The organism is Actinomadura monticuli, assembly GCF_041463655.1.
In the GTDB taxonomy this organism is placed as follows: Bacteria; Actinomycetota; Actinomycetes; order Streptosporangiales; family Streptosporangiaceae; genus Spirillospora; species Spirillospora monticuli.
The window spans coordinates 50,188-75,555 of sequence record NZ_JAXCEI010000006.1 but is presented as its reverse complement, the minus strand read 5'-3'; the positions used below and the strand labels follow the sequence as shown (position 1 = coordinate 75,555).

The following is a 25,368-nucleotide window of genomic DNA, read 5'->3' as shown; positions in this document are numbered from 1 at the left end:
CGGCGGCCCTGGCATGGGTGCTGCCCCCGGTATGGGAGGCGCGCCCGGTATGGGAGGCGCGCCCGGCGTGGGCGGCGCGGCCGGTATGGGCGGCGCGGGGATGGCCGCCGGTGCCGCGTTCGGAGGCGCCGGACGGGCGGTCCCCAAGCCCGGTCTCCGGGAGAAGCTCGCCGAACTCGGGAAGGCCGGGCAGGAGCTCGGCGCGAAGGTGACCAGCCAGTTCCAGGGGAAGGGCACCCGGGCGGCGAACCGGTCCGGGGGGCCTGCTGGTCCGGCCCGTCCCGGCGGGCCTGGAGGTCCGGGTGGGCCAGGGGGGCCCGGTGGACCTGGTGGCCCCGGTGGTCCGGGTGGGCCCGGACGGCGGGGGATGCCGCCGGGTCCGCAGAAGAAGGGGTTCCTCGGGCATCTGCGGTCGCGCGAGGAAGGCTGGCGGCGGTTCATCCCGTCCTGGAAGGTGGTGGCCGGTGTCTGCGGGCTCGGCATCGCCGCGTTCATCACGCTGATCTGGGTCGCCTACTCCAACACGCCGACGCCCGCCGAGCCGACGGTCGCGGGTGTCGAGGACCAGGCGTCGATCTTCTACTACACCGACGGAACCGAGATCGGGCGCATCGGCAAGAAGCGGCAGAGCGTCGAGCTGAAGCAGATCCCGCCAGTCGTCCAGGACGCGGTGCTGGCGGCGGAGAACCGCAGCTTCCGCACCGACCCCGGGTTCTCGGTCAAGGGCACGACGCGCGCGGTGTGGGACAACCTGACCGGCGGGTCGGGCGGCGGCTCCACGATCACGCAGCAGCTGGCGAAGAACTACTACTCCGACCCGAACAACCGGACGGTGAACCGGAAGTTCAAGGAGCTGTTCATCTCGCTGAAGCTGGAGGACAAGTACACCAAGGACGAGATCCTCAAGCTCTACCTGAACACGATCTACCTCGGCCGCGACACGTACGGGATCCAGGCGGCGTCGCGGGAGTACTTCGGCAAGGACGTCTGGGAGCTGCAGCCCGACCAGGCGGCCGTCCTCGGCGGCATCATCCAGAACCCGAACCGTGACGCGGGCGACGAGAAGAACAAGGCGTGGCTGACCGCTCGCTATCAGTACACGCTCAAGGGCATGGTCTCGATGGGCAAGATGAGCGAGGCCGACGCCGCCAAGTACATGCAGCGCCTGCCCGCGATCAGCAAGCCGGGCAGCGACAAGCAGCTGTACGGCGGCCAGCGCGGCTACATGCTGACGCGCGCCATGGAGGAGCTGAAGCGCGAGGGCCTGGACCGCACGGAGCTGACGACCGAGGGCCTGCGCGTCTACACGACGTTCGACCGCAGGCGGATGGCGATGGCCAAGCGGGCGGCCGAGAAGACCGTCCCGCAGGTGAATCCGAAGAAGCTCGCGAAGCGGAAGATCCGCGTCGGGCTGGTGTCGGTGAACTCCGCGAACGGCGAGGTCGTGGCGTTCTACGGCGGGCCCGACTACCTGGACCAGTCGTTCAACAACGTGTGGCAGGGCTCGGCGCAGGCGGGTTCGGCGATGAAGCCGTACGTGCTGGCGACGGCGCTGAAGCAGAACTACAGCCTGAAGAGCACGGTCGAGGGACGGTCGAAGACGCCGATCGGCCCGGACGGCACCGTGGTCTCGAAGGACGATCCGAACGCCACGATCGTCCCGAACAGCCATGACGTGGGCCCGGCGATCAACCTCATCACCGCGACCAAGGACTCGGTGAACACCGCGTTCATCCAGCTGATGGGCAAGGTCGGCATCCAAGAGGTGATCAAGACCGAGACGGACGCCGGCATCGCGTCCGACCTGCTGACACCGCACAAGTGCTGCCTGAACCTGGCGCTGGGCGTCAACAACATCCGCCCGGTCGAGCAGGCGGCGGGCTACGCGGTGTTCGCCAACGGCGGCGTGTACCACAAGCCGCACGTGATCCGGGTGGTCAGGTACAGCGACAACAAGCGGGTCCGGCTGCGGCCGGAGGTCGACAAGCGGCGGGTGTTCAGCCCGAAGGTCGCGGCGGACGCCACGTACGCGATGCAGCAGGTCATCAAGGGCGGCACCGCGACGGCCGCGGCGCTGCCGGACGGGCGCCAGGCCGCCGGCAAGACCGGCACCACGGACCGCAACGTCTCGTCGTGGTTCGTCGGGTACGTCCCGCAGATCTCGACCGCGGTGACGATCTACAACGACGCGACCGGTCCGGACGGCAAGAAGAAGTCGGTGATCCTTCCGCAGATCGGTGAGGTGGAGGGCGGTACGATCCCCGCCCGCATCTGGCGGTCCTACATGTCGAACGCGCTGCAGGGCGTGGAGGCGAGGCCGTTCCCGCCGCCCGCATGGGGCGGGATCGTGCAGCGGTGGGCGAAGCCGCCGAAGAAGAAGGACGACCGGCCGGGGTTCTGCAGGAACCCGATCTTCAGCCAGCACCCGCGCTGCAAGGACAACGGCGGCGGTGACCGGGGCGACCTCCCGCCGTGCCAGTCGCCCTTCCCCGACGGCAACTGCGACCCGAACAAGCCGCCGACCACCCCGCCCCCCAACTGGTGGTGCCAGATCCACCGCGGCGATCCGGCCTGCCGCAAGGGCGGCGGCCGCGGCGCCGAGACGCAGAGCCTGGCGCCGCCGGTCCTCGTGACAAGGCCCCCGGAATGAACCGGCGGGCCTGGCGGGGAAGGACCGCCACTCGAACCGTCCACTGGAGACTTGGGGGCGTGACATGAAGCATGATCGTGAATTGCCGCACTCCAGCGGCCCCGATCACCCGTGCCGACCCGGCCGGGGGAAGGGCAGCCTCCCCTCACCGGCCACTGCGGTCACGGGTGCACAGTACGCTCGGACGACGCATAGCCGTCCCCCAGTTGATGAGGCCGCGTGAGTAACCCAAGCCGATACGGACCGGATTACGGAGAGAGTTCTGGCCGGCGGGGTTCCCCCCGTCCCGGCTCCGCGGGCACGCCGTCCGGTAACGCGCCGCGCGGCGGGCCGCCGTCCGGCTCACCGCAGCCCGGCAGGACGCCGCGTCCCGGCGGCAGGGCGGGCGGACGGTCCGGCGGCCCCGCACGAATGGGCGGCGGCGGCGGTGCGGGCGGTGCGGGCGCCGCGGGCGGCGCGCGGCGCCGCGGCGCTCCGATGGCCTCGCGCTCGGGTCCCGGCGGGCCTCCGCCGCGCCGTGGTCCGGGCGGCCCGGGTGTGCCCGGCGGCCCGGCCGGCCCAGGTGGGCCCGGCGGTCCCGGCGGCCGTGGGCCCGGCGGCCCCGGCGGTCCCGGCGGTCCCGGCGGCCCTGGCGGGCCTGGCGGCCCCGGCGGCGGTTCCGGGGGCGGCGGCTTCTGGGGCGACGAGGGCCGCGGACGTCGGCGCGACAAGCACGCCGGCGACGCCGAGAAGAAGACCGGCTGGCGGCGCTACGTACCGAACTGGAAGGTGTCCGTCGCCGTCGTCAGCGTGCTGATCCTCGGCATGGCGGTGCTCGTCGTGGTCGCCTACGCCAACACGCCGCTTCCGACCAAGAAGCAGCAGGACGCGCTCCGCCAGGAGTCGGTGATCACCTACGCGAACGGGGACACGCTCGCCCGGGTCGGCACCCACCGCGAGGACATCCCGCTGGACAAGGTGCCCGATCACGTCGTCCACGCGGTGCTCGCCGCGGAGGACCGCAACTTCTACAGCGAGCCGGGCATCTCGCCGACGGGCATCGCGGGAGCGTTCTACCGGGCCATGACCGGCGGCGACGTCGCCGGCGCCTCGACGATCACCCAGCAGCTCGCCCGCAACTACTGGGCCAACCTCAGCCAGGACCGCACGGTCAGCCGCAAGCTCAAGGAAATCCTCATCTCCGTCCGGATGGGCAAGGAGATGAAGAAGGAGAAGATCCTCGAGCTGTACCTCAACGTCGTCCCGTTCGGGCGCGACTCGTACGGCATCCAGGCGGCCTCCCGCGCCTACTTCCACAAGCCCGTCACCGAGATCAACGAGTACCAGGCGGCGATGCTCGCCGCGCTGATCCAGCGGCCCGGCTACTTCGCCACCTACGGCCCGGACTCCAACCCGGCCAAGCAGGCGCTGATCAACCGGTGGAACTACGTCCTCGACGGGATGGTCGAGAAGGGCTGGCTCGACCAGACCAAGCGCGGGGCGGCGAAGTTCCCGCAGACGCAGAAGGTCTGGAGCGACGCCCCGGACGACCCGAACGCCGGCTACCTCCAGGCCCGCGTGATCAACGAGCTGGAGGCGCTCGGCATCGACCGGGAGCGGCTCGCGAGCGGCGGCCTGCGGATCACGACCACGTTCAACAAGCAGCTGCAGGACTACACCAACGTGGTCGTCAAGCAGCTCAAGAAGGAGAACGGCCTCAAGTCCGACATCCAGTTCGGGCTGGCGGCGATCGACCCGAACACGGGCGGGGTGGTGGCCGCCTACGGCGGCCCCGACTTCCGCAAGCAGCAGTTCGACAACTCCTTCCAGGGGCAGGTGCAGCCCGGGTCGTCCTTCAAGCCGATCGTGCTGGCGACGGCGCTCGACCAGGGCATCAGCCTGAAGACGACGATGGACGGCCGTTACAAGCGGACGATCAACGGCGCGACGTTCACCAACGACAGCACGAGTGAGAACGGCGTCTACAACCTCAAGCAGATGACGGCGATGTCCATCAACACGGCCTATGTCGACCTGGGCCAGAAGGTCCAGCTGACGAACGTCATCGACATGGCCAAGAAGATGGGCATCCCCGCGAAGACCCAGGGGCTCAACCCGACCTACACCTCGCTGCCGCTGGGCGTCATCGACGCGAGCCCGGTCACGATGGCGTCGGTCTACTCGACGTTCGCCGCCAACGGAAAGCACCGGCAGGCCCACGTGATCGCGAAGATCACCGACGCCAGGGGCCACACCGTCGTCAACAACGAGAACAAGCCGCTGGAGAAGCTGCCCTGGCAGAAGCCGACGCAGGTCTTCGACGAGGGCGTCGCCGCGGACGCCACGGCGGCGATGCGCGGAGTCGTGCAGAGCGGCGGTACCGGTACCCGGGCGAACCTCGGCACCCGGCCGGTCGCCGGCAAGACCGGTACGACGGACGAGAACAAGTCCGCCTGGTTCGTCGGCTACACGCCGGAGCTGGCGACGTCGGCGGCGATGTGGCGGCAGGACAAGAAGGGCAACCGCAAGTCGCTGATCGGCGTCGGCAACTACAGCCAGGTCTACGGTGGTACGGTCCCCGCCGAGCTGTTCAAGCGCTTCATGCTGAAGGCGCTGGAGGGCAAGGAGATCAAGCAGTTCCCGCCGCCGGTCAACGGAGGCCAGATCGCTCCGTGGGCGAAGCCGAAGGCGACGCCCTCGCCGACGGCCACGCCGTCCCCGACGAACACGCCGACCTGCCAGCCGGGCCGGCAGAACCCGCCGGGATGCCAGCCGAGCTCGCCGTCGCCGTCGATCACGCCGACGCAGCCGTCGAACCAGGACGTGCCCTGCAACCAGTTCAACATGCCGCTGGGCTGCAACCCCGATCTTCCGCCCAACGGTGACAAGAGCTGGTGGTGCGCGAAGCCCGAGCACCGCAACGATCCGGCCTGCCGGAACCAGGAGCAGAACCCGGCCGGCACCTAGCCGGGCGGCATCGCCTCTCGCATGGTGGAGGCCCGGAGCCCGCGGCGGCTCCGGGCCTTCACCATGCTCCGGGCGTTCGGGATGTGCCGGGCCTCGGGCATGTGATCGCCGGGGTGGCCGGGGGCGAATAGGCTTGCTGACCATGTCGTCGTCTTCTGAGAAGCTCGCGATGCCCGCCGACGGCGACGCGGCGGACCGTCCCGGCCGGCTGATGCGGCTCGCGCCCGTGCTGACGGGGCTCACCGCCCTGGTGTGCCTGCTCGGCTGGCTGCAGAAGCAGCCCTGCGCGTCGGCGCGGTTCGACTTCATCAAGACGACGACGAACGCCTGCTACACCGACGTCTACCCGCTCTACTACGTGCGCGGGCTGAGCGACGGCAAGCTCCCGTACTTCGACTCGTTCACCGGATCCGACATCCACTACGTCGAGTACCCGGTGCTCAGCGGCGGCTTCATGCAGCTGGTCGCGTGGCTCGTCCAGCCGTTCGGGGCGGACGGGCGCGGGATGGCGTTCTACAACGTCACCGCGCTGCTGCTCGCCGTCCTCGCGGTCGCGGCCGTGCTCGCCACGGCGTACGCGGCGGGACGGCGCTCGCTGCGCGCCGGCCTGATGGTGGCGCTGTCCCCCGCGCTGCTCCTCACCGCGTACATCAACTGGGACCTGCTCGCGGTCGCGCTGTCCGCGCTGGCGGTCGCCGCCTGGTCGGCGCGCCGCCCCGCGCTCGCCGGCGCGCTGCTCGGCCTCGCGATCGCCGCGAAGTTCTACCCGCTGCTGTTCCTCGGCCCGCTCGTCCTGCTGTGCGTCCGCGCCGGGCAGTGGCGCGCGATGGGACGGCTGCTCGCCGGCACCGCCGGGGCCTGGCTGGCCGTGAACCTGCCCGTGATGGTCTTCGCGTGGGACGGCTGGAAGGAGTTCTACACCTTCAGCCAGGGACGCGGCATCGACTGGGGATCGATCTTCTTCGTCCTGCAGGACCACGGGCTCCCGGGCCCCGCCACCGACACCGATCTGCTCAACCTGCTCGGCACCGGGACGTTCCTCGTCCTCGCCGCCGGCATCGCCGTCCTCGCGCTGGCCGCGCCGCGCCGTCCCCGCCTCGCGCAGCTGCTGTTCCTGGTGCTGGTCGCGTTCATGCTGCCGAACAAGGTCTGGTCGCCGCAGTACGTGCTGTGGCTGCTGCCGCTCGCCGCGCTGGCCCGTCCGAAGCTGCCCGCGTTCGTCGCGTGGCAGATCGGGGAGATCCTCTACTTCTTCGGGATCTGGTGGTTCCTGCTGTCGGTGTCGGCGCAGACGCCTGGGCAGGACCTGTCCGGGACGGTGTCGGCGGTGCTGAGCCTGGAGGCCCCCGAGGGCGGCATCAGCCAGGACGTCTACTCGCTGGCGCTGCTCGCCCGGTTCGTGACCGTCCTCGCGCTGGCCGTGCTGGTGGTGCGGGACATCCTGCGGCCGTCCGGCGACACCGCGCGGTCGGACGGGCAGGACGACCCGGCGGGCGGCGTCCTCGACGGAGCCGCGGACGTGATCTCCCTGGGACGCTGGCGCGGCGCCCGCCGCACCGGCGTCCCCGTGCCGTCCTAGCCCGGTCCTGGGCAGGCCGTGTTCAGTCGCGCAGGGCCTCGATGAACCATTCGAACGACGGGGTCATCGAGGGCCAGACCTCCCAGCCGTTGATGACGGCGATGAGCTGCCAGTACCGTTCCGCGCGCCGGTCGGTGCCGATCTGCGTCCGGCGCCGCAGCTCGGCCCGGAACGCGGCGTCGTCGGCGGTGCCGAAGGCCGCCGCGTAGGCGGCCGCCAGCTCGTCGACGATGGGGCGGGCCGCTTCCGAGCGGGGCTCGACGCCGTCCGCGATCGCCGCCGCGATCTTCTCCCCCGTCAGCCGCCCGAGCCGCGCCGGGTCCTCGGGGTAGGAGCCGTTCCGGATGTCGGCGGCCTGGAGCTCGGCCATCCGCCGGATCGCGGCCCGGAACCCCGGGTCGCCGACCAGTTCGGCCAGCTCGACCCACGCGTCGACCTGCTCGGGTTCGGGATCGTCGGGCAGCTCCGGCAGCGCGGACCGCATCCGCGCCTCGAAGCCCGGGTCCACGTCGAGCCCGGCGAACGACTCGTCGATGAAGTCGGTGATGATGCGCCGCCGCTCCTCGTCGGAGAGCCTGGCGAGCTTGTGCATGAGTTCGATCTCCTCGGGACTGGATGCTCGTTTGGCGACCGCCCGCAGCACGGCCCGGCGCAGCCGGAGCGTCCGGATCTGCACGTCCAGGGCCTCGGCGTGCGCCGCCGCGACCTCGCCGACGCCGATCTCGCGGTCCAGCACCCGCTGGATCGTGCCGAGGCCGACGCCGAGGTCGCGCAGCGTCCGGACGAGGTCGAGGCGCGCGGCGGCCTCGGCGTCGTACAACCGGTAGCCGGCTTCGGTGCGGCAGGTGGGCGGCACGACGCCCGCGTCGGAGTAGAACCGGATCGTCCGCACCGGCAGGCCGGTGCGGCGCGCCAGTTCCCCGATCGTGTACACGGTGTCGCCGTCCATGCCCCTCACCCTGGGCTCTCCACCCGCTGGAGACTCAAGCCCGATTCTCCCGGGCCGGACGCGGTCAACCTCGTCCAAAGAGCATCGGTGCTGGTCAGCGCGTCGGCCGCGGCGGCCGTGCGGCGATCGCCGGGTTCGCACGGGACGTTCCATGGCCGGAATCTGCCCGCACCGGGAGATTCCGTCGCCGAGTGCGGGGGAAGGTCGCGGCGAAGCGGGGGGCGCCCCGGCCCCTCGCGGGACGGACCGCGGGGACGCGGGAACAGCCGGGAGAGGACGTGGACGCGAACCGGGCACTGAACGAGCTGCTCGCGGGAAACCTGAAGCCGGGCGTCTACCAGTGGCGGACGCCTCCGGCGCCGGGCGCGATCGGCGACAGGAGCTGGGTCGAGCGGGCCGAGGAGGCCGGCTGGCGCGGCTTCCACCTCGACGGCCGCCGCGCCCGCGGAAAGGACGCGTTCCTGCGCCTGTGCGCGGACGTGTTCGAGGTCCCGGCACTGGCCGGCGGCGACTGGGACGACCTCGCCGGCTGCCTTGAGGATCTGTCGTGGACGCCCGCGAAGAACGGCTACCTGGTGCTGTTCGAGTCGTGGGCGGAGCTGGCCGACGCCGACCAGAAGTCGCTGCGGGTCGTCCTCGACGTGTTCGGGGCGGCGGTCAAGGCGTGGCGCGACACCCCCACCCCCATGACGGTGCTGATGTCGAGCGTCGGCGTGGAAGTGGCGGGCGTCCCCCGGCTCGCCTGAACGGTCGGTGTCAGTACGTGCTGCTGGTCGCGGCGCCGCTGCCCACGATCATCGCCCACAGGCCGATGTAGAAGATCCAGAAGATCAGCCACCCGGCGGACACGATGTAGCCGAGGACCAGCCCCGCGACGGCCATGCCGTGGCCGCCCTCGTGGGTCCGCTTGATCTGGTTGAGCGACACGTGCCCGAAGATGACCGCCAGGATCGAGGTCAGGCCGCAGGCGAAGAAGCCGATGAGGCCGCACACCAGCGACGCGGTCGCCATTCCGTTCGTCGGCGGGGCGACCGGCATCGAGCCGCCGTAGTAGTGGTGCTGCACCGCCGGGGGCTGGGAAGAGTAGGACTGGGCGTAGGGGTCCTGCTGACCGTAGCCGTAGGGATCGTAAGGGGGCTGTGCCATGTGCTTCCCGATCGGTTCGCGCGCCCGCCGCCGGAGAGAACGCTCGTGCGCTGAGGGCTGGGTTCCGGATTATGCCAGTGTGACGTGACCTTCGGATTTTGTCGTCAGGCTGGTCGTATGCGGGGTTAGATGCCGCGCAGACGATGCGGGTTCCAGTGACGCCCCCGACTCTGCTCGGTCAGAGCTTCGACCGCAACCACGAGATGTCGTCGGCCTGCCCCGCCGCCGGCGTCTCGACCACCACGGGGGCGCCCGCGGCCCGGACCACGCCGAGGATCAGCTCCGGCTCGATGCTGCCACTGCCCAGGTTGGCGTGCCGGTCGGCGCCCGACCCGAACGCGTCCCGGCTGTCGTTGCAGTGCACCAGGTCGATGCGGCCGGTTATGGCCTTGATCCGGTCGACGGCGTCGATGAGTTCCTCCCCCGCGGCGTGCGCGTGGCAGGTGTCGAGGCAGAAGCCGAGCTTGGACTCCAGCCCGGGGACCCCGGACAGCACCTCCCACAGCCTGGCGATCCGGTCGAACTTGCGCGCCATGGCGTTGCCGCCGCCCGCCGTGTTCTCGATGTAGACCGGAATCGGACAGTCGACCCGCTCGAACACCTTGCGCCAGTTCTCGAAGCCCGTCTCGGGATCGTCGTCCTTCAGCACGTGCCCGCCGTGCACGATCAGCGCCTTGGCCCCGATGGACGCGGCGGCCTCGAGCTGCTGCGTGAGGTTCTTGCGGCTCGGGATGCGGATCCGGTTGTTGGACGTCGCCACGTTGATCGTGTACGGCGCGTGCACGTAGACGTCCACACCGGAGCCCGCAAGCGCCTCGACGCCCTCCGGCAGGACGGGCTTCTTCCAGCCCTGCGGGTCGCCCAGGAAGAACTGGACGACGTCCGCCCCGACAGCGCGCGCGTTGTCGAGCGGGTTGTTCTGGTCGACGTGGGCTCCGATGCGCATGTCCCGAGCCTAGCCGCGCCCTGTGACAGCCGGGCCGCGACGGCTCGGCCGCCTCGGCCGCCTCGGCCGCCTCGGCCGGGACGCGGGCCGCACCCGTCCCGGCCGGCGGCGGGTCAGATGGAGAAGCCTCCGTTGCTGAGGGCGAAGCCGGCGCCGATGAAGGAGGCGACCATGCCGATCACGTTCAGCCAGCGCTCGTTGGTCGTCGCCGAGATCATCTGGGAGTAGAGGGCGACCGGAAGGCCGATGACGCCGAGGACCGCGCCGGGGAAGTGGGTCGCCGGGATCCAGCCCAGGATGAGGGCGGCGATCCCGATGGTGACGGCGGCCACGGCCAGGACGTCCTGATACCGGTGGGACTCGGGCTTGGCCTCGGTTCGGGTGGTCGGCTGCGTGCCGGTTGCCTCCTGCGGCATCGGGATCTCCTCCAGGTCGTATCCCGCGCGTGGGGCGCATGGTGAACGCGGGACCGGGCGGGCCATGCGGGTAAGGAATTCCCATCCAGAGGGAAGATCAACCAGCGCGGGCGAGCGGAAAATGTCGGCGGCACCCGGTACTGTCGAACATGGATTCGAGAAGACCGGCTCGGGTCCGGCCCCCGAGGGGAAGCGGGGGAGAGCAGGAGGTGCACACCGTGACGAAAGCGGAGTTGGGGCTCATCGGTGACGCGGAGCTCGTGGAGGAGCTGTCGCTGCTGACGACCCAGACCGCCCGAATGCGCGCCCGCATGGCCGACATCATGGCCGAGCTGGAGCGCCGCCGCTGCAGCAAACCCGTCCACCCGGGCCAACGCCGGCGCCACTGACGGCCGGCTCCGCGCCCGGCGGACGTCCGGCGAACGCCCGGCGGGCGCTCGACCGGCGCTCAGCTGCGGGGAACCGGCTCGTACGCTGCCGACTTGTTGGTAGCCTGTACCGGTCTCGCGGCAGGCGCACCCGGCGATCCGGGGTCCGGCGCCGCCGCGGGGGACGCAACAGCCCTCCTGTCACGGAGAGACCGTGACCGCATCAGTCCAGAGGAGGTAGGGACACAGCATGCGTCGTTACGAACTCATGACCATCCTCGACCCCGCCATCGACGAGCGCACCGCCAGCGCCGCGCTCGACCCGTTCCTGAAGGTCGTCCGGGACGGCGGCGGCAGCGTGGAGAAGGTCGACGTCTGGGGCCGCAAGCGCCTGGCGTACGAGATCCAGAAGAAGTCCGAAGGCATCTACGCGGTGATCGACCTGTCGGCCGAGCCTGCCACGGTCAAGGAGCTCGACCGGCAGCTCAACCTGAGCGAGTCGATCCTCCGCACCAAGGTCATCCGCCCCGAGGTCCACTGAGCCGGGCTCAGCCCTCTAAGCAGCCGGAGCGAGCCCCATGGCAGGCGACACCGTAATCACGATCGTCGGGAACCTCGTCGAGGACCCGAATCTCCGCTTCACCCCGAGCGGCCAGGCGGTCGCGTCCTTCCGCATCGCCTCGACCCCGCGGTTCTTCGACCGCCAGTCGAACGACTGGAAGGACGGCGAGGCCCTGTTCCTGACCTGCAACGTCTGGCGGCAGGCCGCCGAGAACGTCGCCGAGACCCTGCAGCGCGGCATGCGGGTCATCGTGCAGGGTCGCCTCAAGCAGCGGTCGTACGAGACCCGCGAGGGTGAGAAGCGCACCGTCTTCGAGATCGAGGTCGACGAGGTCGGCCCGTCGCTGCGCAACGCCACCGCCAAGGTCAACAAGACCCAGCGGCAGGGCGGCGGTGGCGGCGGTTTCGGCGGCGGTGGCGGCCAGGGCGGCGGTTTCGGCGGTGGCGGCGGCCAGGACGGCGGCTTCGGAGGCGGCGGCCAGCAGGGTGGCGGCGGCTTCGGAGGCGGCCAGCAGGGCGGCGCTCCCGCCGACCCCTGGGCCACCGGCGGCGGCGGTGGCGGCGGCTACTCCGACGACCCGCCGTTCTAACCCAACATCCAGTACACGTCCATTCCCGCGTGAGCGGGGCTCTCCCAAAGGAGCACCACGATGGCGAAGCCACCTCCCCGCAAGCCGAAGAAGAAGGTTTGCGTTTTCTGCCAGGAGAAGATCTCCTACGTCGACTACAAGGACACGGGCCTGCTGCGGAAGTTCATCTCCGACCGCGGCAAGATCCGTGCTCGGCGGGTGACCGGCAACTGCACCCAGCACCAGCGGGACGTCGCCACGGCGATCAAGAACGCCCGCGAGATGGCGCTGCTGCCGTACACCAGCACCGCGCGCTGAGGCCGGGGGTATAGATCATGAAGCTCATCCTGACCCAGCAGGTCTCCGGGCTCGGCGAGCCCGGTGACGTCATCGAGGTCCGCGACGGCTACGGCCGCAACTACCTCGTCCCCCGCGGATTCGCCATCAAGTGGACCCGCGGCGCCGAGAAGGAGATCGACTCCATCAAGAAGGCGCGTTCGGCCCGCGAGATCGCGACGGTCGAGCACGCCAAGGAGGTCGCCGACCGGCTCGGCGGCCTGCGCGTCACACTGCGCACCCGCACCGGCAGCAACGGCCGCCTGTTCGGCGCCGTGACCGCCGCCGACATCGCCGAGGCGGTCAAGGCCGCCGACGGCCCCGACCTGGACCGCCGCCGCATCGAGATCGGCAACCCGATCAAGACCGTCGGCACCCACCGGGTCAGCGTGCGCCTGCACAGCGACGTCGCCGCCACGATCGACGTCAACGTCGTCGAGGCCTGACGGCACGCATCGAACGGCCCCCGGAGCTCGATCCGGGGGCCGTTCGCATGCCCGCGCCCGCGTCCGTCCGCCGGCGGGTGCCTCTCGATAGCGCAATCTCTCTCACAAGGGGAGGGTGAGCGGCGTCCAATGCGGGGCATAGCAGGCTGGGTTTCATGTGAAACGTCCCTGAACCTCCCTGTGTTTGGGTGATCAACCGAGCGGCCATGACGTTCCGTGATCAGTTGATCGCCCGGACGAAGGGGGACGGTGTTGATCGCGCATTCGGGGGACGGCGCGGACGACCGGGGCGGGTACGGCCGGCCGGTGACGCGCCGGGCGGTCATCGGCGGGGTGGCCGGGGCGGGCCTGGTGGAGATGCTGTCCATGGCGTCGCCCCTCCAGAACGGGGCCATGGCGGACGAGCGGCTCGCGGGCGCCGCCGACCGCGCCCTGTTCACGGCTGAGGTCCCGCACGTCTACACGCGTGCGCAGTGGAAGGCGAGCCCGCCCAGGCGGCGGGCGAAGGTCCGTCGCCGGGCGCCGGACCACATCATCGTCCACCACACCGCCACGGCGAACTCCGGCGACCGGTCGCTCGCCCACGCGTTCGCCCTGTCGCGGTACATCCAGCACTTCCACATGAACAAGAACGGCTGGGACGACACCGGCCAGCAGCTCACCATCAGCCGGGGCGGCATCGTGATGGAGGGCCGCAACCGCAGCCTGAGGGCGATCCGCGCGGGCGACCTCGCGGTCGGCGCGCAGGTCCTGCACCACAACGACCACACGATCGGCATCGAGAACGAGGGGACGTACACGTCGCGCGCGGTGCCCGGCAGCCTGTGGAGGTCGCTCGTCGAGGTGTGCGTGTGGCTGTGCCGGGAGTACCGCCTCGACCCGTCCGAGGCCATCATGGGGCACCGCGACTACAACAACACGTCGTGTCCGGGCGACAGGCTCTACGCGCGGCTGCCCGAACTCCGCAGGGAGGTGGCCGCCCGGCTGGAGGGCGCGCCGGGGCCGGGCAACGCGACCGAGGACCAGGGCCTGCCGCTGCTTCCGTCCCTCGACGACCTGACCTGAGCCTTCTCGGCCTGCGCGGAGGACGTCCGGGCCCGCGGGGTCACGTGTCCGGCGTGGTGTAGCGGGTCCGGCGGCGGGCTATCTCGGGGTCGATGCCCTCGATCAGGGACCAGATGCCCGCCACCCGTTCCACGAGGGTCTCCGGAGGCAGCCCGGCCAGGCCCTCGGCCGCCAGGTCGTCGATCGCCTGCGTCAGCCGGGCCATCCGCTCGCCATGCGTGGAACACATGTTCGAATAGTAGCGGGTGGGGTCCGCGGTGCGGGTGCGATTCGCCGAACCAGAACAGAACGGCTAGCGGACGGCGCCGGTGACCATCCAGCGGTCGCCGCGGGCGCGCAGGCCCAGGGTGAGCATGCGGGTCAGCATCCACAGGCCGATCGCGGTCCAGAGCCCGACGAGTCCGGCGTCCGCCCGGTAGAGGACGATGGCGGCGGGCAGGAAGACGGCGGTCGCGATCAGCGTCGTCACGGCCAGGTAGGCGCCGTCCCCGGCACCGATCAGGATGCCGTCCAGGACGAACACCACCCCGGCGACCGGCTGCAGCACCGCGACCAGCAGCAGTGAGGCGAGCAGCAGGTGCCGGACGTCGCCGTCCGAGCTGAACAGGCCGGGCAGCCACGGGCGCACCGCGAGGATGACCAGCCCGAACACGATGCCGCAGCCGACGCCCCACCAGATCATCCGGCGCGTGACGGCGCGCGTGCCCGTGACGTCGGACGCGCCCAGGTAGCGTCCCGTGATGGCCTGCCCGGCGATCGCGATGGCGTCGAGCGCGAACGCCAGCAGCGTCCACACCTGGAAGCCGACCTGGTACGCGGCGATCTCCGGGTCCCCCATGCGGGCGGCGATCGACGTCCCCACGATGAGGACGATGCGGAGCGCGGCCGTCCGCACCAGGAGGCCGAAGCCCGCCGTGGCGGACGTCCGCAACCCGTCCAGATCGGGGCGGACCGGGGCCCCGTGGCGCCGCGCCGCCCGCAGCACGACGGCCACGTAGACGGCCGCGCTGCCCGTCTGCGCGAGGACGGTCCCCCAGGCCGAACCGGCGATCCCCCACTCAAGGACGATCACGAACAGCGCGTTGAGCAGCAGGTTCACCGAGAACCCGCCGATGGAGACGAGGAGGGGGGTGCGCGTGTCCTGCAGGCCGCGCAGGACGCCGGTCCCGGCGAGCACGACCAGCATCGACGGGATGCCGAACAGGCTCACCCTGAGGTAGGTCTCGGCGTACGGGGTCACGACGGGGGACGCGCCGAACGCGTCCACGGTCCACGGGACCAGCGGCCAGCCGACGGCGATCAGGACCGCTCCGATGGCGACCGCGAGCCACATCCCGTCGATGCCCTGCCTGATCGCGGCCCGCGTGTCCCCGGCGCCGATCTGCCGCGCGACCCCGGCCGTGGTCCCGTAGGCGAGGAACACGCACAGGTAGACGAGCGTGCTCAAAGCCTGGCCCGCGACCCCGAGGCCGCCGAGCTGAGCGGTGCCGAGATGCCCGACGATCGCCGAGTCGGACAGCAGGAACAGGGGTTCGGCGACGAGCGCGCCGAAGGCCGGCACGGCCAGGCGCAGGATCTCGCGGTCGTGCGCGGTCGCGAGCCGCCGGGAAGTCGTCACCGCGCCGAGGGTACCACCGTGTAATTTTCCTAAGAACTTCAAGCCTTACATGGCCGTGCGCGGTCGACTTTCTTTCCCACACAGGCGGTGGACGAGGTTACCGCAGGTCAGCGCATGGATGTGGACATCGTCCACGGAGAATCCACAGAGTTGTCCACAGGTCGTGCACAACCGGAACGGCGTGTCTGCACAGGCACTCCACAGGCTTGTCCACAGCCTGCTTTGCTCATGTCGGCGCGGGCTCGCGAGAATGTCCGACGCGTCAGGTAGACGTGAGGGACGGTCGGCGACGGGGGCCGCCGGCGGCCGAGACGAAGGGGGTGCGACGGTGAGCGTGGCCGATATCGGACCGCAGGAGCACGAGTTCGAACGCACCCCGCCGCACGACATCTCGGCGGAGCAGGGCGTCCTCGGCGGCATGCTGCTCTCCCCGGACGCCATCGCCGAGGTCGTCGAGCTGCTGCGCACGCCCGACTTCTACCGTCCCGCGCACCAGATCATCTACGACGTCATCCTCGACCTGTACGGCCGGGGCGACCCGGCCGACGCCGTCACGGTGGCGGGCGAGCTCACCAAGAACGGCGAGATCGCCCGCATCGGCGGCGCCCCCTACCTGCACACCCTGATCTCCCTGGTGCCGACCGCGGCCAACGCCGGGTACTACGCGAAGATCGTCCACGAGCGGGCGATCCTGCGCCGCCTGGTCGAGACCGGCACCCGCATCGTCCAGATGGGCTACGCCGCCGACGGCGCCGACGCCGACGAGGTCCTCGACCGCGCCCAGGCCGAGGTCTTCGCCATCGCCGAGAAGCGCGCCGGCGAAGACTACGTCGCCCTGTCCGAGATCATGCCCGGAGCCCTGGACGAGATCGAGGCGATCGGCAGCCGCGGCGGCCAGATGGTCGGCTGCCCCACCGGCTTCGCCGACCTCGACGCCCTGACCAACGGCCTGCACCCCGGCCAGATGATCGTGGTCGCCGCGCGCCCTGCCATGGGCAAGGCGCTGAGCGTCGATGCGCCGCTTCCCACCCCGCTGGGGTGGACGACCATGGGCGAAGTGTCCGTTGGCGATCAGCTGATCGGGGCCGACGGCAAGCCGACCCGGGTCGTGGCCGCGACCGAGGTGATGCACGACCGCCCCTGCTATGAGGTCGAGTTCTCGGACGGCGAGATCATCGTCGCCGACGCCCAGCACCAGTGGCGTACCACGGCGAGGGACGCCGTAGGCCGGATCTCGGAGCACGCGTCGCTGCTCGCCGATGACGCCGGTCTGGGCGAGCCGGCACTGGCCGAAGCCGTCGCCGAAGCTCTCATCCGTCCGAGGGAGCCTTTCCGCGACACCGTGTCCCGCACCCGCACGACCAGCGACGTCGGAGCGGCCGGAGCGGCCGGAGCGGGCGGTCGCACTGCGGCGGACGTCGGCAGCGCGATCTCTGAAAGGCACGACGGCCAGATCGGACGATTCGGGCTCGGGATCATGTCGGTTCCGAGACTGCCTGCGGACGAGGCGGAACACTTTCACGACTCACGCGCTTCCACCGGTACGGGCGGAGGCCCTCGCACGGCGTCGTCCGGGAACGGTGGTCCGGTGGCCGGGGGCCGCCGCGGCCCGACCGACCGCCCCGAGGTCCGGACGACCGAGGAGATTTACGCGACGCTGCGGCATGAGTCGCGTCCCGTCCATGCCGTGGAGGTCGCCGCCGCCTTCGACCTGCCCGAGGCCGAGCTGCCCGTCGATCCCTACGTCCTCGGTGTGTGGCTCGGCGCCGGCGAAGAGGACGGCAGCATCACCTGCATGGACGGCGAGGTCATCGCCCAGATCGAGGCGACGGGCCAGCAGGTCGTCCCGGAGCCGGTCCCCGGCTGCTACCTGCTGCCGGGAACGCACCATCACCTCGGCGTCCTCGGCCTGCTGGACGGCGGGGACGTCCCGTCGTGCTACCTGCGAGCGTCCGCGGCCCAGCGCCGCGCCCTGCTGGCGGGGCTGCTCGACGTCCGCGGGCACGTGTCCGCCGACGGACGCGTCGACCTCGCCTTGTCCTCCGGACGGCTCGCCGCGGCTGTGCGTGAACTCGTCCTCAGCCTCGGCCACCGGGCCGAACCGGCGAGGAGCCCGGGCGAGGAGGGCGTGCACGAGGTCGGCTTCACGCCCGCCGGGACGGTGTTCCGGCTGCCCCGCAAAGCGGCCCGTCAGCGCACGCACGTCCATCCGACCACGCGGGTGCGGTACATCGTCGACGTGCGGCCCGTGGAGAGCGTGCCGGTGCGGTGCGTGCAGGTCGACAACGACGACCACATGTACCTGGCGGGCCGGTCGTGCATCCCGACGCACAACTCGACGCTCGCGCTCGACTTCGCCCGTGCCGCGTCCATCAAGCACGGCCTGACCTCGGCGTTCTTCAGCCTGGAGATGGGGCGGAACGAGATCACGATGCGGCTGCTGTCCGCCGAGGCGCGGGTGGCGCTGCACGCGATGCGGTCCGGCACCATGCAGGACGAGGACTGGACCCGCCTCGCCCGCCGCATGAGCGAGGTCGCCGAGGCGCCGCTGTTCATCGACGACTCGCCCAACATGTCGATGATGGAGATCCGCGCGAAGTGCCGGCGCCTCAAACAGCAGCACGACCTGCGGCTCGTCATCATCGACTACCTGCAGCTGATGACGTCCGGCAAGCGTGTGGAGAGCCGCCAGGTCGAGGTCTCGGAGTTCTCCCGCTCGCTGAAGCTCCTCGCGAAGGAACTGGGCGTCCCGGTCATCGCACTGTCGCAGCTCAACCGAGGCCCGGAGCAGCGAACCGACAAGAAGCCCATGGTGTCCGACCTCCGCGAGTCGGGTTCCATCGAGCAGGACGCGGACATGGTGATCCTGCTGCATCGCGAGGACGCCTACGAGAAGGAGTCGCCGCGCGCGGGCGAGGCCGACCTGATCGTGGCCAAGCACCGTAACGGTCCGACCGCCACCGTCACCGTCGCGTTCCAGGGCCACTACAGCCGCTTCGTCGACATGGCCCAGTAACCGTCTCCAGCCGGCGCGCTGTCGCCGCCCCAACGCCACGCTCCCCGCTCCCAGGTCGGCGGGCGACGGCCGAGCGGCGGGGTTTGTGGGGACGTCGCCGGTACCAGGTGCCGGTCAGGTTGTGGGGGTCTGGCGGGCAGCGCGGCGATTGAGGATGGCGATGGCCTGTTCGCACCAGCGGAGGTTCTCGCGTTCGAAGGCCAGGCCGCGCATCAGGGTCAGGTAGGGGCCGATGCGGTCGGCGGTGGCGAGGTAGTCGGCCTCGGTGCGGCCGTCCAGCATGCGGGCGCGGAGGCGTTCGAAGCGGGCGACCTTGGACTCGGCCCAGGTCATGCGTTCACGGATGGCGTTCATGACTGCCTCGGTGTCGCCCGCGTCGATCGCCTGGACCTGGACCATGAGCTCTTCGCGGATCGCGCCGGGACGCGGCGGGGTCGCGGTGAAGTCGTGCAGGGCGCGGCGACCGGCGACGGTGAGGGAGAAGAGCCGTTTGTTGGGACGGCGTTCCTGCTGGACGACGCGTGCCTGGATCAGGCCGTCGCCCTCCATCTTGTCCAGTTCCCGGTAGAGCTGCTGCGGGGTGGCCATCCAGAAGTTGGCGACCCCGGCGTCGAAGCTCTTCGCCAGGTCGTATCCCGATGCCTCGCCCTCCAGGAGCGTGGCCAGGACCGCGTTGCGCAGCGACATGGCTCAGAGCCTAGCCGCGGTTATAGGTGTATTGACCATTAATCAACTTTGTGACTATGCCCACGTCGCCCAACCCTGGACGAGTGATGGAGGGCACGATTACTGTCATCCGCACCTAGTCAACTAGTTTCATATCGGGGGCGCTCCCATGCATCCGTTCCGACGCGCCGTGGAGGCCGGTGACGTCTCGGCCCTGGAGTCACTGTTCGCCGAGGACGCCGTGTTCACGAGCCCGGTGGTGTTCAAGCCGTACGCGGGGAAGGCGATCACCGCGGCGATCGTGCGGGGCGCGGCGCGGGTGTTCGGGGACATCCACTACGTGCGGGAGATCGTCAGCGCGGACGGACGCGACCACGCGCTCGTGTTCAAGGCCACGGTGAACGGGCTCCAGGTGCACGGATGCGACTTCCTGCACCTCGACGAGGACGGCCTGATCGACGACCTCACCGTCATGGTCCGCCCCCTGTCGGCGGCCAAGGCGCTCGCCGAGGCGATGGGCGCGCAGTTCGACCAGATCCACCGCGAGGTCGCAGCCGCCCAGGCCACGGTGCCGGAGCCCCAATAGCGCCGACACGGCGGTGTGCGAGGCGGCGATCGGCGCAGCCGCGCGGCAGCGCTTGAGGCCGCGGTGGCGCAGCGGAGTAGCGCGCGAGACACCGGCGCGCGAGGCCCAGTGGTGGGCCCGTGCTGGCGCCCGGGGCGGTGGCGTGAGTGCGTGCAGCCGTAGTGGCGCGTCCGGTTGGGTGCGGGGTCGTCAGCGGGCGGGGCGGTCGAAGATCAGCTCGCGGCCGTCTTCGTCGTCCCACTGCTCGCCGGTGTGGACGAAGCCGTGGCCTGCGATCGTGGCCAGGGACGCCGCGTTGTCGGGCCGGATCGTCGCGCGGACGGTCGTGACGGACGGTTCGGCGGCGGCGCGTTCCAGGAGGGCGGCGAGCATCGCCCGCGCGTAGCCCCTGCGCCGGTGGGCCGGGTCGACGGAGTAGGCGACCGAGACCGTTCCGCTCGCGTCCGGCGCGCCGTGGAAGCCGGCGTGGCCGACGACCACGCCTTCGGGTTCGGCGACGGCGGCCCGGACGATCCAGGAGGCGTGGGACGGGTCGCGGGCGAGCTGGGCGAGGCGGAACCGCCAGAGCGACTTCGCCTCGTCGGTCGTGAAGTAGTCGGTGAGGGGGACTCCTGCGGCGGAGCCGGCGCGGGCCAGGTCTCCGTCGAGTAGCGCGGTCATCGCGTCCTGAGGCAGTTCGACGAGCCGGATGGCGGGTGGCATAGGCGGTTCCTTCCGAGGTGGGCGCCCAAGCGTACGGGTCGGGCGCCGGCCGCCCATAGCGAATTTCCGCCGGGTTGTTGGTGTAGCCAACGATGCGTTAGTGTTGGCCTAGCCAATGTTGGCATATCCAATGAATGGAGCGGTCATGGACGACCACCGACAGCTGTCCGCGCTGGTCACCCGCCTCGGACGGTGGCTGGACGGCGAGAGCCCCGGCGACGGGCGGGCCCTGTTCACCGAGGACGCGGAGGCGCACACCCCCGGCGGCGTCGCGAAGGGCCTCGACGCCCTCATCGAGCAGGCGCGCCGCAACCACACGGTGCCGACGCAGCACTTCATCACCGATCGCCTCGTGGATGTGGACGGCGACAGGGCCGCGATCAGCGCGAACCTTCTCGTCGTCTTCGCGCACGAGGGCGGGCCGCGCCTGCTGGGCGAGCGCTACGACCTGGAGGCCGCCCGGACGGACGGCGGCTGGCGCCTCTCACGCGTCCAGGCCAGTCCGGTCTGGGAGGTCGCGAAAGCCTGAGCCTCCGTCTGGACCGCCCGCACGGGGCGTTGACCGGACGGACGGCATGCGCCGCGCCCGTGATGAGGATCGTCTGCTGATCGATGGGACGCATGCCGTCCATCCTGCTCGGCGCGCACGGTAACCAGGGTTCGTGCAGCCGGTGTCCCGACTGCCAGGCTCTCGCTAGGGGCGGCCGAAGAACTCCTGGACGAGCTTCACGAACTCGTCCGGCCGTTCCATCATCACCACGTGCCCGCTGTCGAGTTCGGTGTACTCGCTGCCCCCGATGCCCTCGGCCAGCTCCCGGTGATTCTCGACCGGGACGGTCAGGTCCCGGGTGCAGCCGACCACCAGCGTCGGCGCCTCGATCTTCGGGAGCAGGCGCCGGATGTCGAGCCGCCCGACGAGGTCGAGCTGGCGCAGCATCCCGTCCGTGGGGCGCATGAAGCCGTGGAACTGCTCGACGGCCTCATGCCCGAACTCGTTGAGGAAGGGGCGGCTGTAGGCGGTGACCGTCCCGAGCCGTCCGAAGCCCTCCGGGCTGCCGGCCAGGCTGGTCCAGAGGGTGAAGAGCTGCCGGAGGTACTCGTCGCGGCCGTCCACGAGGCCCGCGACCGGCATCAGGCGCCGGACGAGGTCGGGGCGCAGCGCGGCCGCGGCGGCGGCGGTCGGCGCGCCCAGCGAGAAGCCGAGCAGGTCGACCGGGCCGGTGCCGAGGTCCTCGATCACGGCGATGACCTGGGCGGCGAGCGCCTCGATGGTCAGCGGCGCGCCGTCGTCCTCGGCGGGGTCGGAGCCGGCGAGGTCGGGCAGGACGACGGTGTTGCGGTCGGCGAAGCGGTCAACGAGCGCGTCCCACATGACCGAGCCGGGGCCCGCTCCGTGGACGAGGACGAGGGCGGGGCCGGAGCCCTCCGTGCGGTAGGTGATCCGGGCGTTTCCAACGGTCAGGTTCGTCATGCCGGTGAGGCTGCCAGCGCTGCGCCCGCATGAGGAGCGGACCGCTCTGGCTAGGACAAGCGATCCCAGTCTCAGGCCGGGAGGAGGACGGATCATTGAGGCATGGACATGAACCGCCGCGACCTCGCCGACTTCCTCCGCCGCTCGCGGGAGCGGCTGCGCCCGCAGGACGTCGGCCTGGCGGCGGGTCCGAGGCGCCGCACGCCGGGACTGCGCCGCGAAGAGGTGTCGCAGCTCGCGGGCATGTCCGCCGACTACTACATGCGCCTTGAGCAGGCCCGCAGCCCGCAGCCGTCCGCCCAGCTGCTCGGCGCGCTCGCCCGTGCGCTGCGGCTGACCGCGGACGAGCGCGACCACCTGTTCCTGCTCGGGGGGCACCGTCCGCCCGCGGGCCCGTTCGCGGGCGAGCACGTCCGGCCGGGGCTGCTCCACCTGCTCGACCGGCTGGCCGAGACGCCCGCGCAGATCATCGGCGATCTCGGTGACCTGCTCGCGCAGAACGCCATGGCCGAAACCCTTTTCGGCTGCGTCTGCACCGTGGCCGAGGGAGACCGCAACATCGTCTGGCGGTGGTTCACCGACCCGTTCGTCCGGGCGGCGTATCCGCCGGAGGAGCACGACGACTACAGCCGCCTGCACGTCGCCGACCTGCGCGCCGCCGTCGCCCGCCGCGGCTCCGACGAACCGGCGCGGACGCTCGTCCGGCGGCTCCGCGCGGCGAGCGAGGAGTTCGGCCGGCTCTGGGACCGCCATGAGGTCGCCGTCCGCCGCACCAGCCGGATGAGGGTCGTGCACCCCGAGGTCGGGCCGATCGAGTTCGACGCGGAGGTCCTGCTCACGCCCGCCGAGGACCAGCGGCTCGTCGTGTTCACGCCGCCGCCCGGCACCGCGACGCTCGACGCCCTCGCCCTCCTCCGGGTCATCGGCCCCGAGACCGCCCACCGGAGCCACATCTGAGTCAGGAGGACGGGACCAGCCGCCACAGGGACGTCGTCTCTGCGGCGCGGGCCGCGTGGAGCGGGTCGTCCGGGTCGGCGGCGCGAGGGTGGACGGGCTTGGTGTCGAGCCTGCCGGCGACCCGCAGGCCGGACGACTCGAACAGCGCGTGCAGGTCGTCGCGGGTGCGGAGCCCGAGGTGCTCGGCCAGGTCGGACAGGATGAGCCAGCCTTCGCCGTCCGGTTCCAGATGGTCTGCGAGGCCGGTGAGGAAGCCGCGGAGCATCCGGCCGGACGGGTCGTAGACGGCGTGTTCGAGGGGTGAGCTGGGCTTGGCGGGCACCCAGGGCGGGTTGCACACGATGAGCCCGGCACGTCCGTCCGGGAACAGGTCGGCTTGGACGACATCGACCTTCACGTTGAGGCGGTCGACGTTCTCTTGGGCGCAGGCGAGCGCGCGCGGGTCGAGGTCGGTGGCGACCACGTTCTCCACACCGCGGCGCGCCAGGACCGCCGCCAGGACGCCTGTGCCCGTCCCGATGTCGAAGGCGGTCTTCGTGGGGGGAAGTGGCGCTTCGCCGACCAGGTCCACGTACTCCCCTCTGACCGGGGAGAAGACACCGTAATGAGGATGGACCCGGTCGCCTCCCAGCGCGGAGATGGGGACGCCCTTCTCGCGCCACTCGTGGGCGCCGATCAGCCCGAGCAGTTCACGCAGTGAGGTGACGTAGGGCTGGTCGTCCGGCCCATAGACCTCCGTACAGGCGTCCTGGACGGACGGTGCCCGACGCAGCGGGATCACGTGTCCCGGGTCGAACGGTATGAGCACCATGCCGAGCGTCCGCGCGCGCTGGGCCCGGGCCTGACGGTGAAGGTGGAAAGCCTGAACCGGGGACGGTTCTGGCTTTCCCCTCCGTCTGCGTGGCGGACGGTCGATGCGGCGCGCCATCGCCTGGAGGAGCTGGCGCGCGTTCTGGTAGTCGCCGCGCCACAGCAGCGCGGTGCCTTCGCAGGCCAGCCGGTAGGCGTCGTCCGCGCGGGTCTCGTCGTCGGCCACCGCGACGCGGCGCGGCGGCGGCGCGCCGTTCTCGGACCGCCAGCGGACGCGATGGTCCCGGCCGTCCTCCCGCCAGGAGATCTCGTCCACAGGAGTACGGTATCCGGCGTGCGCCTGCCTGGTTCTTTGCATGTCCTGAACGAGTGCCCCGCCTTCCTCCTGGAGGTCGTGGCCATCGTCGCGCTCGCGTGGTGGGGGTTCACGACCGGCGGCAACATGCTGCTCAACATCGTCCTGGCGACGCTGGACCGTGAAGCGCACTTCCGTGTGGCCTCCTGAGGCCATGCGTCACTGAGGCCGCCCGACGACCGCTTGGGTTACGGTTGTCCGCACTTATCCGGGCGGGAGATGCGGGGCCACGCCACCACCCGCCTGGACGCGCTGACGGCCTGACTCGACCCCCGGGTACGGCCGCGTCACCCCGGAGCGGCCGTGCGGGGATCGGCGAGGTCGGCGCTGGAGCGGCAGGTGGACGTCTCGGCCAGCGTGCGCAGGGCCGCCTCCGAGGGCGAGCCCGGTTCGGCCGCGTAGAGCATCAGGCGGCTGAGGTCGGGGTCGCCGGGAAGGTGCAGGGTCTCGTACCGCAGGACGAGCCGTCCCACCTCCGGGTGGTCGATGCGGGCCTCGCCGTGCGTCAGATCGGCGACATGGTGCGCCGACCACATCCGGTGGAACTCGGGGCTCCGCTCCCGCAGGCAGTCGATGACCGCGCGCAGGCCCGGGTCATCCGGGTCCTGGGCGGAACGGAACCGGAGATAGGCGGCGTTGCGTGCGGCCACCGTCGGCCAGTTGGCGCCCAGCCGGGCCTTGTAGTCGTCGTTCAGGTGGATCTGGTGCGACCAGGTCCGCTCGTCCGCCGGGACGCTCGCGAGGTCGACGAACACGGCGGCGGTGAGCCGGTTCCAGGCGACGACGTTCGTGTGATGGCCGACGACGTACGCGGGCGCGTGCGTGATCGAGTCGAGCAGGTGCTGGAGCGGTGCCCGCAGGCGCGGCGGTCCGCCGCCGGGCGTCCGGCGCGGCGGATGCGCGAGACGGTGCAGGTGGGCGCGCTCGTCGCCGTTCAGCCGCAGCGCCCGCGCGACCGCGTCCAGGACCTCGGCGGACACGCCGTCGGCCGTCCCCTGCTCCAGCCGGATGTAGTACGCGACGCTGACGCCGGCGAGCTGCGCGAGCTCCTCCCGCCGCAGCCCGGGCACGCGCCGCCGCGTCCCGTAGGAGGGGACGCCGGCGTCCTCGGGCCGCAGCCGCGCCCGCCGCGACTTCAGGAATTCGCCGAGCTCACCGTTGCGCGCCATGCCGCCGAGGCTATCCGGCCAGTTTCGCGGCGATATCGCCG

Annotated in this window: 27 protein-coding genes; 15 read left to right on the top strand and 12 right to left on the bottom strand. The window is 71.2% G+C overall.

Annotation, left to right across the window (positions count from 1 at the left end):
- The first annotated feature begins 367 nt into the window (after nt 1–367).
- Nucleotides 368–2,650: a transglycosylase domain-containing protein gene (locus SM611_RS14895; protein ID WP_371950126.1), complete on the top strand. Its 2,283-nt coding sequence runs from the start codon at nt 368–370 to the stop codon at nt 2,648–2,650.
- 342 nt (nt 2,651–2,992) lie between these two features.
- On the opposite strand, the gene SM611_RS14890 is transcribed toward SM611_RS14895, so the two are convergent.
- The gene (locus SM611_RS14890) at nt 2,993–3,364 is read right to left on the bottom strand and encodes a hypothetical protein (RefSeq protein ID WP_371950125.1); all 372 of its coding nucleotides are present in this window, start codon (nt 3,362–3,364) and stop codon (nt 2,993–2,995) included.
- A 54-nt stretch (nt 3,365–3,418) separates the two neighbouring features.
- Here SM611_RS14890 and SM611_RS14885 point away from each other — a divergent pair, with 54 nt between their 5' ends.
- A complete protein-coding gene (locus tag SM611_RS14885) occupies nt 3,419–5,596 on the top strand; it encodes a transglycosylase domain-containing protein (protein ID WP_371950124.1) in 2,178 nt (725 codons plus the stop codon).
- Between the two features lie 142 nt (nt 5,597–5,738).
- Nucleotides 5,739–7,175, top strand: a complete 1,437-nt coding sequence (locus tag SM611_RS14880) for a glycosyltransferase family 87 protein (protein WP_371950123.1) — start codon at nt 5,739–5,741, stop codon at nt 7,173–7,175.
- 22 nt (nt 7,176–7,197) lie between these two features.
- On the opposite strand, the gene SM611_RS14875 is transcribed toward SM611_RS14880, so the two are convergent.
- Nucleotides 7,198–8,124: a MerR family transcriptional regulator gene (locus SM611_RS14875; RefSeq protein ID WP_371950122.1), complete on the bottom strand. Its 927-nt coding sequence runs from the start codon at nt 8,122–8,124 to the stop codon at nt 7,198–7,200.
- A gap of 278 nt (nt 8,125–8,402) precedes the next feature.
- On the opposite strand from SM611_RS14875, the gene SM611_RS14870 reads away from it, so the two are divergent.
- On the top strand, nt 8,403–8,870 hold the full coding sequence (locus SM611_RS14870) for a barstar family protein (RefSeq protein ID WP_371950121.1): 468 nt from the start codon (nt 8,403–8,405) through the stop codon (nt 8,868–8,870).
- 10 nt (nt 8,871–8,880) lie between these two features.
- Here the strand turns inward: SM611_RS14870 and SM611_RS14865 are convergent, their stop codons facing one another.
- The 3 genes from SM611_RS14865 to SM611_RS14855 all read right to left on the bottom strand — a co-directional run bounded on the left by SM611_RS14865 (nt 8,881) and on the right by SM611_RS14855 (nt 10,632).
- Complete coding sequence (locus SM611_RS14865; protein WP_371950120.1) at nt 8,881–9,270, bottom strand: DUF4190 domain-containing protein; 390 nt, start codon at nt 9,268–9,270, stop codon at nt 8,881–8,883.
- 178 nt (nt 9,271–9,448) lie between these two features.
- Entirely contained in the window at nt 9,449–10,216 is a 768-nt protein-coding gene (locus SM611_RS14860) for a deoxyribonuclease IV (RefSeq protein ID WP_371950119.1), read from the bottom strand.
- Nucleotides 10,217–10,329: 113 nt separating this feature from the next.
- Entirely contained in the window at nt 10,330–10,632 is a 303-nt protein-coding gene (locus SM611_RS14855) for a hypothetical protein (protein WP_371950118.1), read from the bottom strand.
- A gap of 218 nt (nt 10,633–10,850) precedes the next feature.
- On the opposite strand from SM611_RS14855, the gene SM611_RS14850 reads away from it, so the two are divergent.
- From SM611_RS14850 to SM611_RS14825, 6 genes are all read left to right on the top strand, one after another.
- Complete coding sequence (locus SM611_RS14850) at nt 10,851–11,021, top strand: hypothetical protein (RefSeq protein WP_371950117.1); 171 nt, start codon at nt 10,851–10,853, stop codon at nt 11,019–11,021.
- A 229-nt stretch (nt 11,022–11,250) separates the two neighbouring features.
- Complete coding sequence (gene rpsF / locus SM611_RS14845) at nt 11,251–11,541, top strand: 30S ribosomal protein S6 (RefSeq protein WP_371950116.1); 291 nt, start codon at nt 11,251–11,253, stop codon at nt 11,539–11,541.
- A 37-nt stretch (nt 11,542–11,578) separates the two neighbouring features.
- Nucleotides 11,579–12,151 carry a single-stranded DNA-binding protein gene (locus SM611_RS14840; RefSeq protein WP_371950115.1) on the top strand — a complete coding sequence of 191 codons (573 nt, stop codon included), beginning with the start codon at nt 11,579–11,581 and terminating at the stop codon, nt 12,149–12,151.
- A gap of 60 nt (nt 12,152–12,211) precedes the next feature.
- Nucleotides 12,212–12,448, top strand: a complete 237-nt coding sequence (gene rpsR / locus SM611_RS14835; protein ID WP_019631633.1) for a 30S ribosomal protein S18 — start codon at nt 12,212–12,214, stop codon at nt 12,446–12,448.
- A gap of 17 nt (nt 12,449–12,465) precedes the next feature.
- Nucleotides 12,466–12,912, top strand: a complete 447-nt coding sequence (gene rplI / locus SM611_RS14830; RefSeq protein WP_371950114.1) for a 50S ribosomal protein L9 — start codon at nt 12,466–12,468, stop codon at nt 12,910–12,912.
- 252 nt (nt 12,913–13,164) lie between these two features.
- Nucleotides 13,165–13,977, top strand: a complete 813-nt coding sequence (locus SM611_RS14825) for a peptidoglycan recognition protein family protein (RefSeq protein WP_371950113.1) — start codon at nt 13,165–13,167, stop codon at nt 13,975–13,977.
- A gap of 40 nt (nt 13,978–14,017) precedes the next feature.
- Here SM611_RS14825 and SM611_RS14820 read toward each other — a convergent pair whose 3' ends face one another.
- Together SM611_RS14820 and SM611_RS14815 are read right to left on the bottom strand one after the other, a co-directional pair.
- Nucleotides 14,018–14,206 carry a hypothetical protein gene (locus SM611_RS14820; RefSeq protein ID WP_131944373.1) on the bottom strand — a complete coding sequence of 63 codons (189 nt, stop codon included), beginning with the start codon at nt 14,204–14,206 and terminating at the stop codon, nt 14,018–14,020.
- A 63-nt stretch (nt 14,207–14,269) separates the two neighbouring features.
- Entirely contained in the window at nt 14,270–15,595 is a 1,326-nt protein-coding gene (locus SM611_RS14815) for an MATE family efflux transporter (RefSeq protein WP_371950112.1), read from the bottom strand.
- A 328-nt stretch (nt 15,596–15,923) separates the two neighbouring features.
- Here SM611_RS14815 and dnaB point away from each other — a divergent pair, with 328 nt between their 5' ends.
- Entirely contained in the window at nt 15,924–18,611 is a 2,688-nt protein-coding gene (gene dnaB / locus SM611_RS14810) for a replicative DNA helicase (RefSeq protein ID WP_371950111.1), read from the top strand.
- 114 nt (nt 18,612–18,725) lie between these two features.
- Here dnaB and SM611_RS14805 read toward each other — a convergent pair whose 3' ends face one another.
- Complete coding sequence (locus SM611_RS14805) at nt 18,726–19,298, bottom strand: PadR family transcriptional regulator (protein WP_371950110.1); 573 nt, start codon at nt 19,296–19,298, stop codon at nt 18,726–18,728.
- 148 nt (nt 19,299–19,446) lie between these two features.
- Between SM611_RS14805 and SM611_RS14800 the strand changes: the two genes are divergently transcribed.
- The gene (locus SM611_RS14800) at nt 19,447–19,863 is read left to right on the top strand and encodes a nuclear transport factor 2 family protein (RefSeq protein ID WP_371950109.1); all 417 of its coding nucleotides are present in this window, start codon (nt 19,447–19,449) and stop codon (nt 19,861–19,863) included.
- Nucleotides 19,864–20,052: 189 nt separating this feature from the next.
- On the opposite strand, the gene SM611_RS14795 is transcribed toward SM611_RS14800, so the two are convergent.
- Nucleotides 20,053–20,565, bottom strand: a complete 513-nt coding sequence (locus SM611_RS14795; protein WP_371950108.1) for a GNAT family N-acetyltransferase — start codon at nt 20,563–20,565, stop codon at nt 20,053–20,055.
- A gap of 145 nt (nt 20,566–20,710) precedes the next feature.
- Here SM611_RS14795 and SM611_RS14790 point away from each other — a divergent pair, with 145 nt between their 5' ends.
- Nucleotides 20,711–21,094, top strand: a complete 384-nt coding sequence (locus tag SM611_RS14790; protein WP_371950107.1) for a nuclear transport factor 2 family protein — start codon at nt 20,711–20,713, stop codon at nt 21,092–21,094.
- Between the two features lie 165 nt (nt 21,095–21,259).
- On the opposite strand, the gene SM611_RS14785 is transcribed toward SM611_RS14790, so the two are convergent.
- Entirely contained in the window at nt 21,260–22,036 is a 777-nt protein-coding gene (locus tag SM611_RS14785) for an alpha/beta fold hydrolase (RefSeq protein WP_371950106.1), read from the bottom strand.
- 102 nt (nt 22,037–22,138) lie between these two features.
- Here SM611_RS14785 and SM611_RS14780 point away from each other — a divergent pair, with 102 nt between their 5' ends.
- Entirely contained in the window at nt 22,139–22,993 is an 855-nt protein-coding gene (locus SM611_RS14780; protein ID WP_371950105.1) for a helix-turn-helix transcriptional regulator, read from the top strand.
- A gap of 1 nt (nt 22,994) precedes the next feature.
- Here SM611_RS14780 and SM611_RS14775 read toward each other — a convergent pair whose 3' ends face one another.
- On the bottom strand, nt 22,995–24,119 hold the full coding sequence (locus SM611_RS14775) for a methyltransferase (protein WP_371950104.1): 1,125 nt from the start codon (nt 24,117–24,119) through the stop codon (nt 22,995–22,997).
- 18 nt (nt 24,120–24,137) lie between these two features.
- Here SM611_RS14775 and SM611_RS14770 point away from each other — a divergent pair, with 18 nt between their 5' ends.
- On the top strand, nt 24,138–24,308 hold the full coding sequence (locus tag SM611_RS14770) for a DUF2568 domain-containing protein (protein ID WP_371950103.1): 171 nt from the start codon (nt 24,138–24,140) through the stop codon (nt 24,306–24,308).
- A gap of 137 nt (nt 24,309–24,445) precedes the next feature.
- On the opposite strand, the gene SM611_RS14765 is transcribed toward SM611_RS14770, so the two are convergent.
- Nucleotides 24,446–25,327 carry a helix-turn-helix transcriptional regulator gene (locus SM611_RS14765; RefSeq protein ID WP_371950102.1) on the bottom strand — a complete coding sequence of 294 codons (882 nt, stop codon included), beginning with the start codon at nt 25,325–25,327 and terminating at the stop codon, nt 24,446–24,448.
- Nucleotides 25,328–25,368 lie beyond the last annotated feature (41 nt).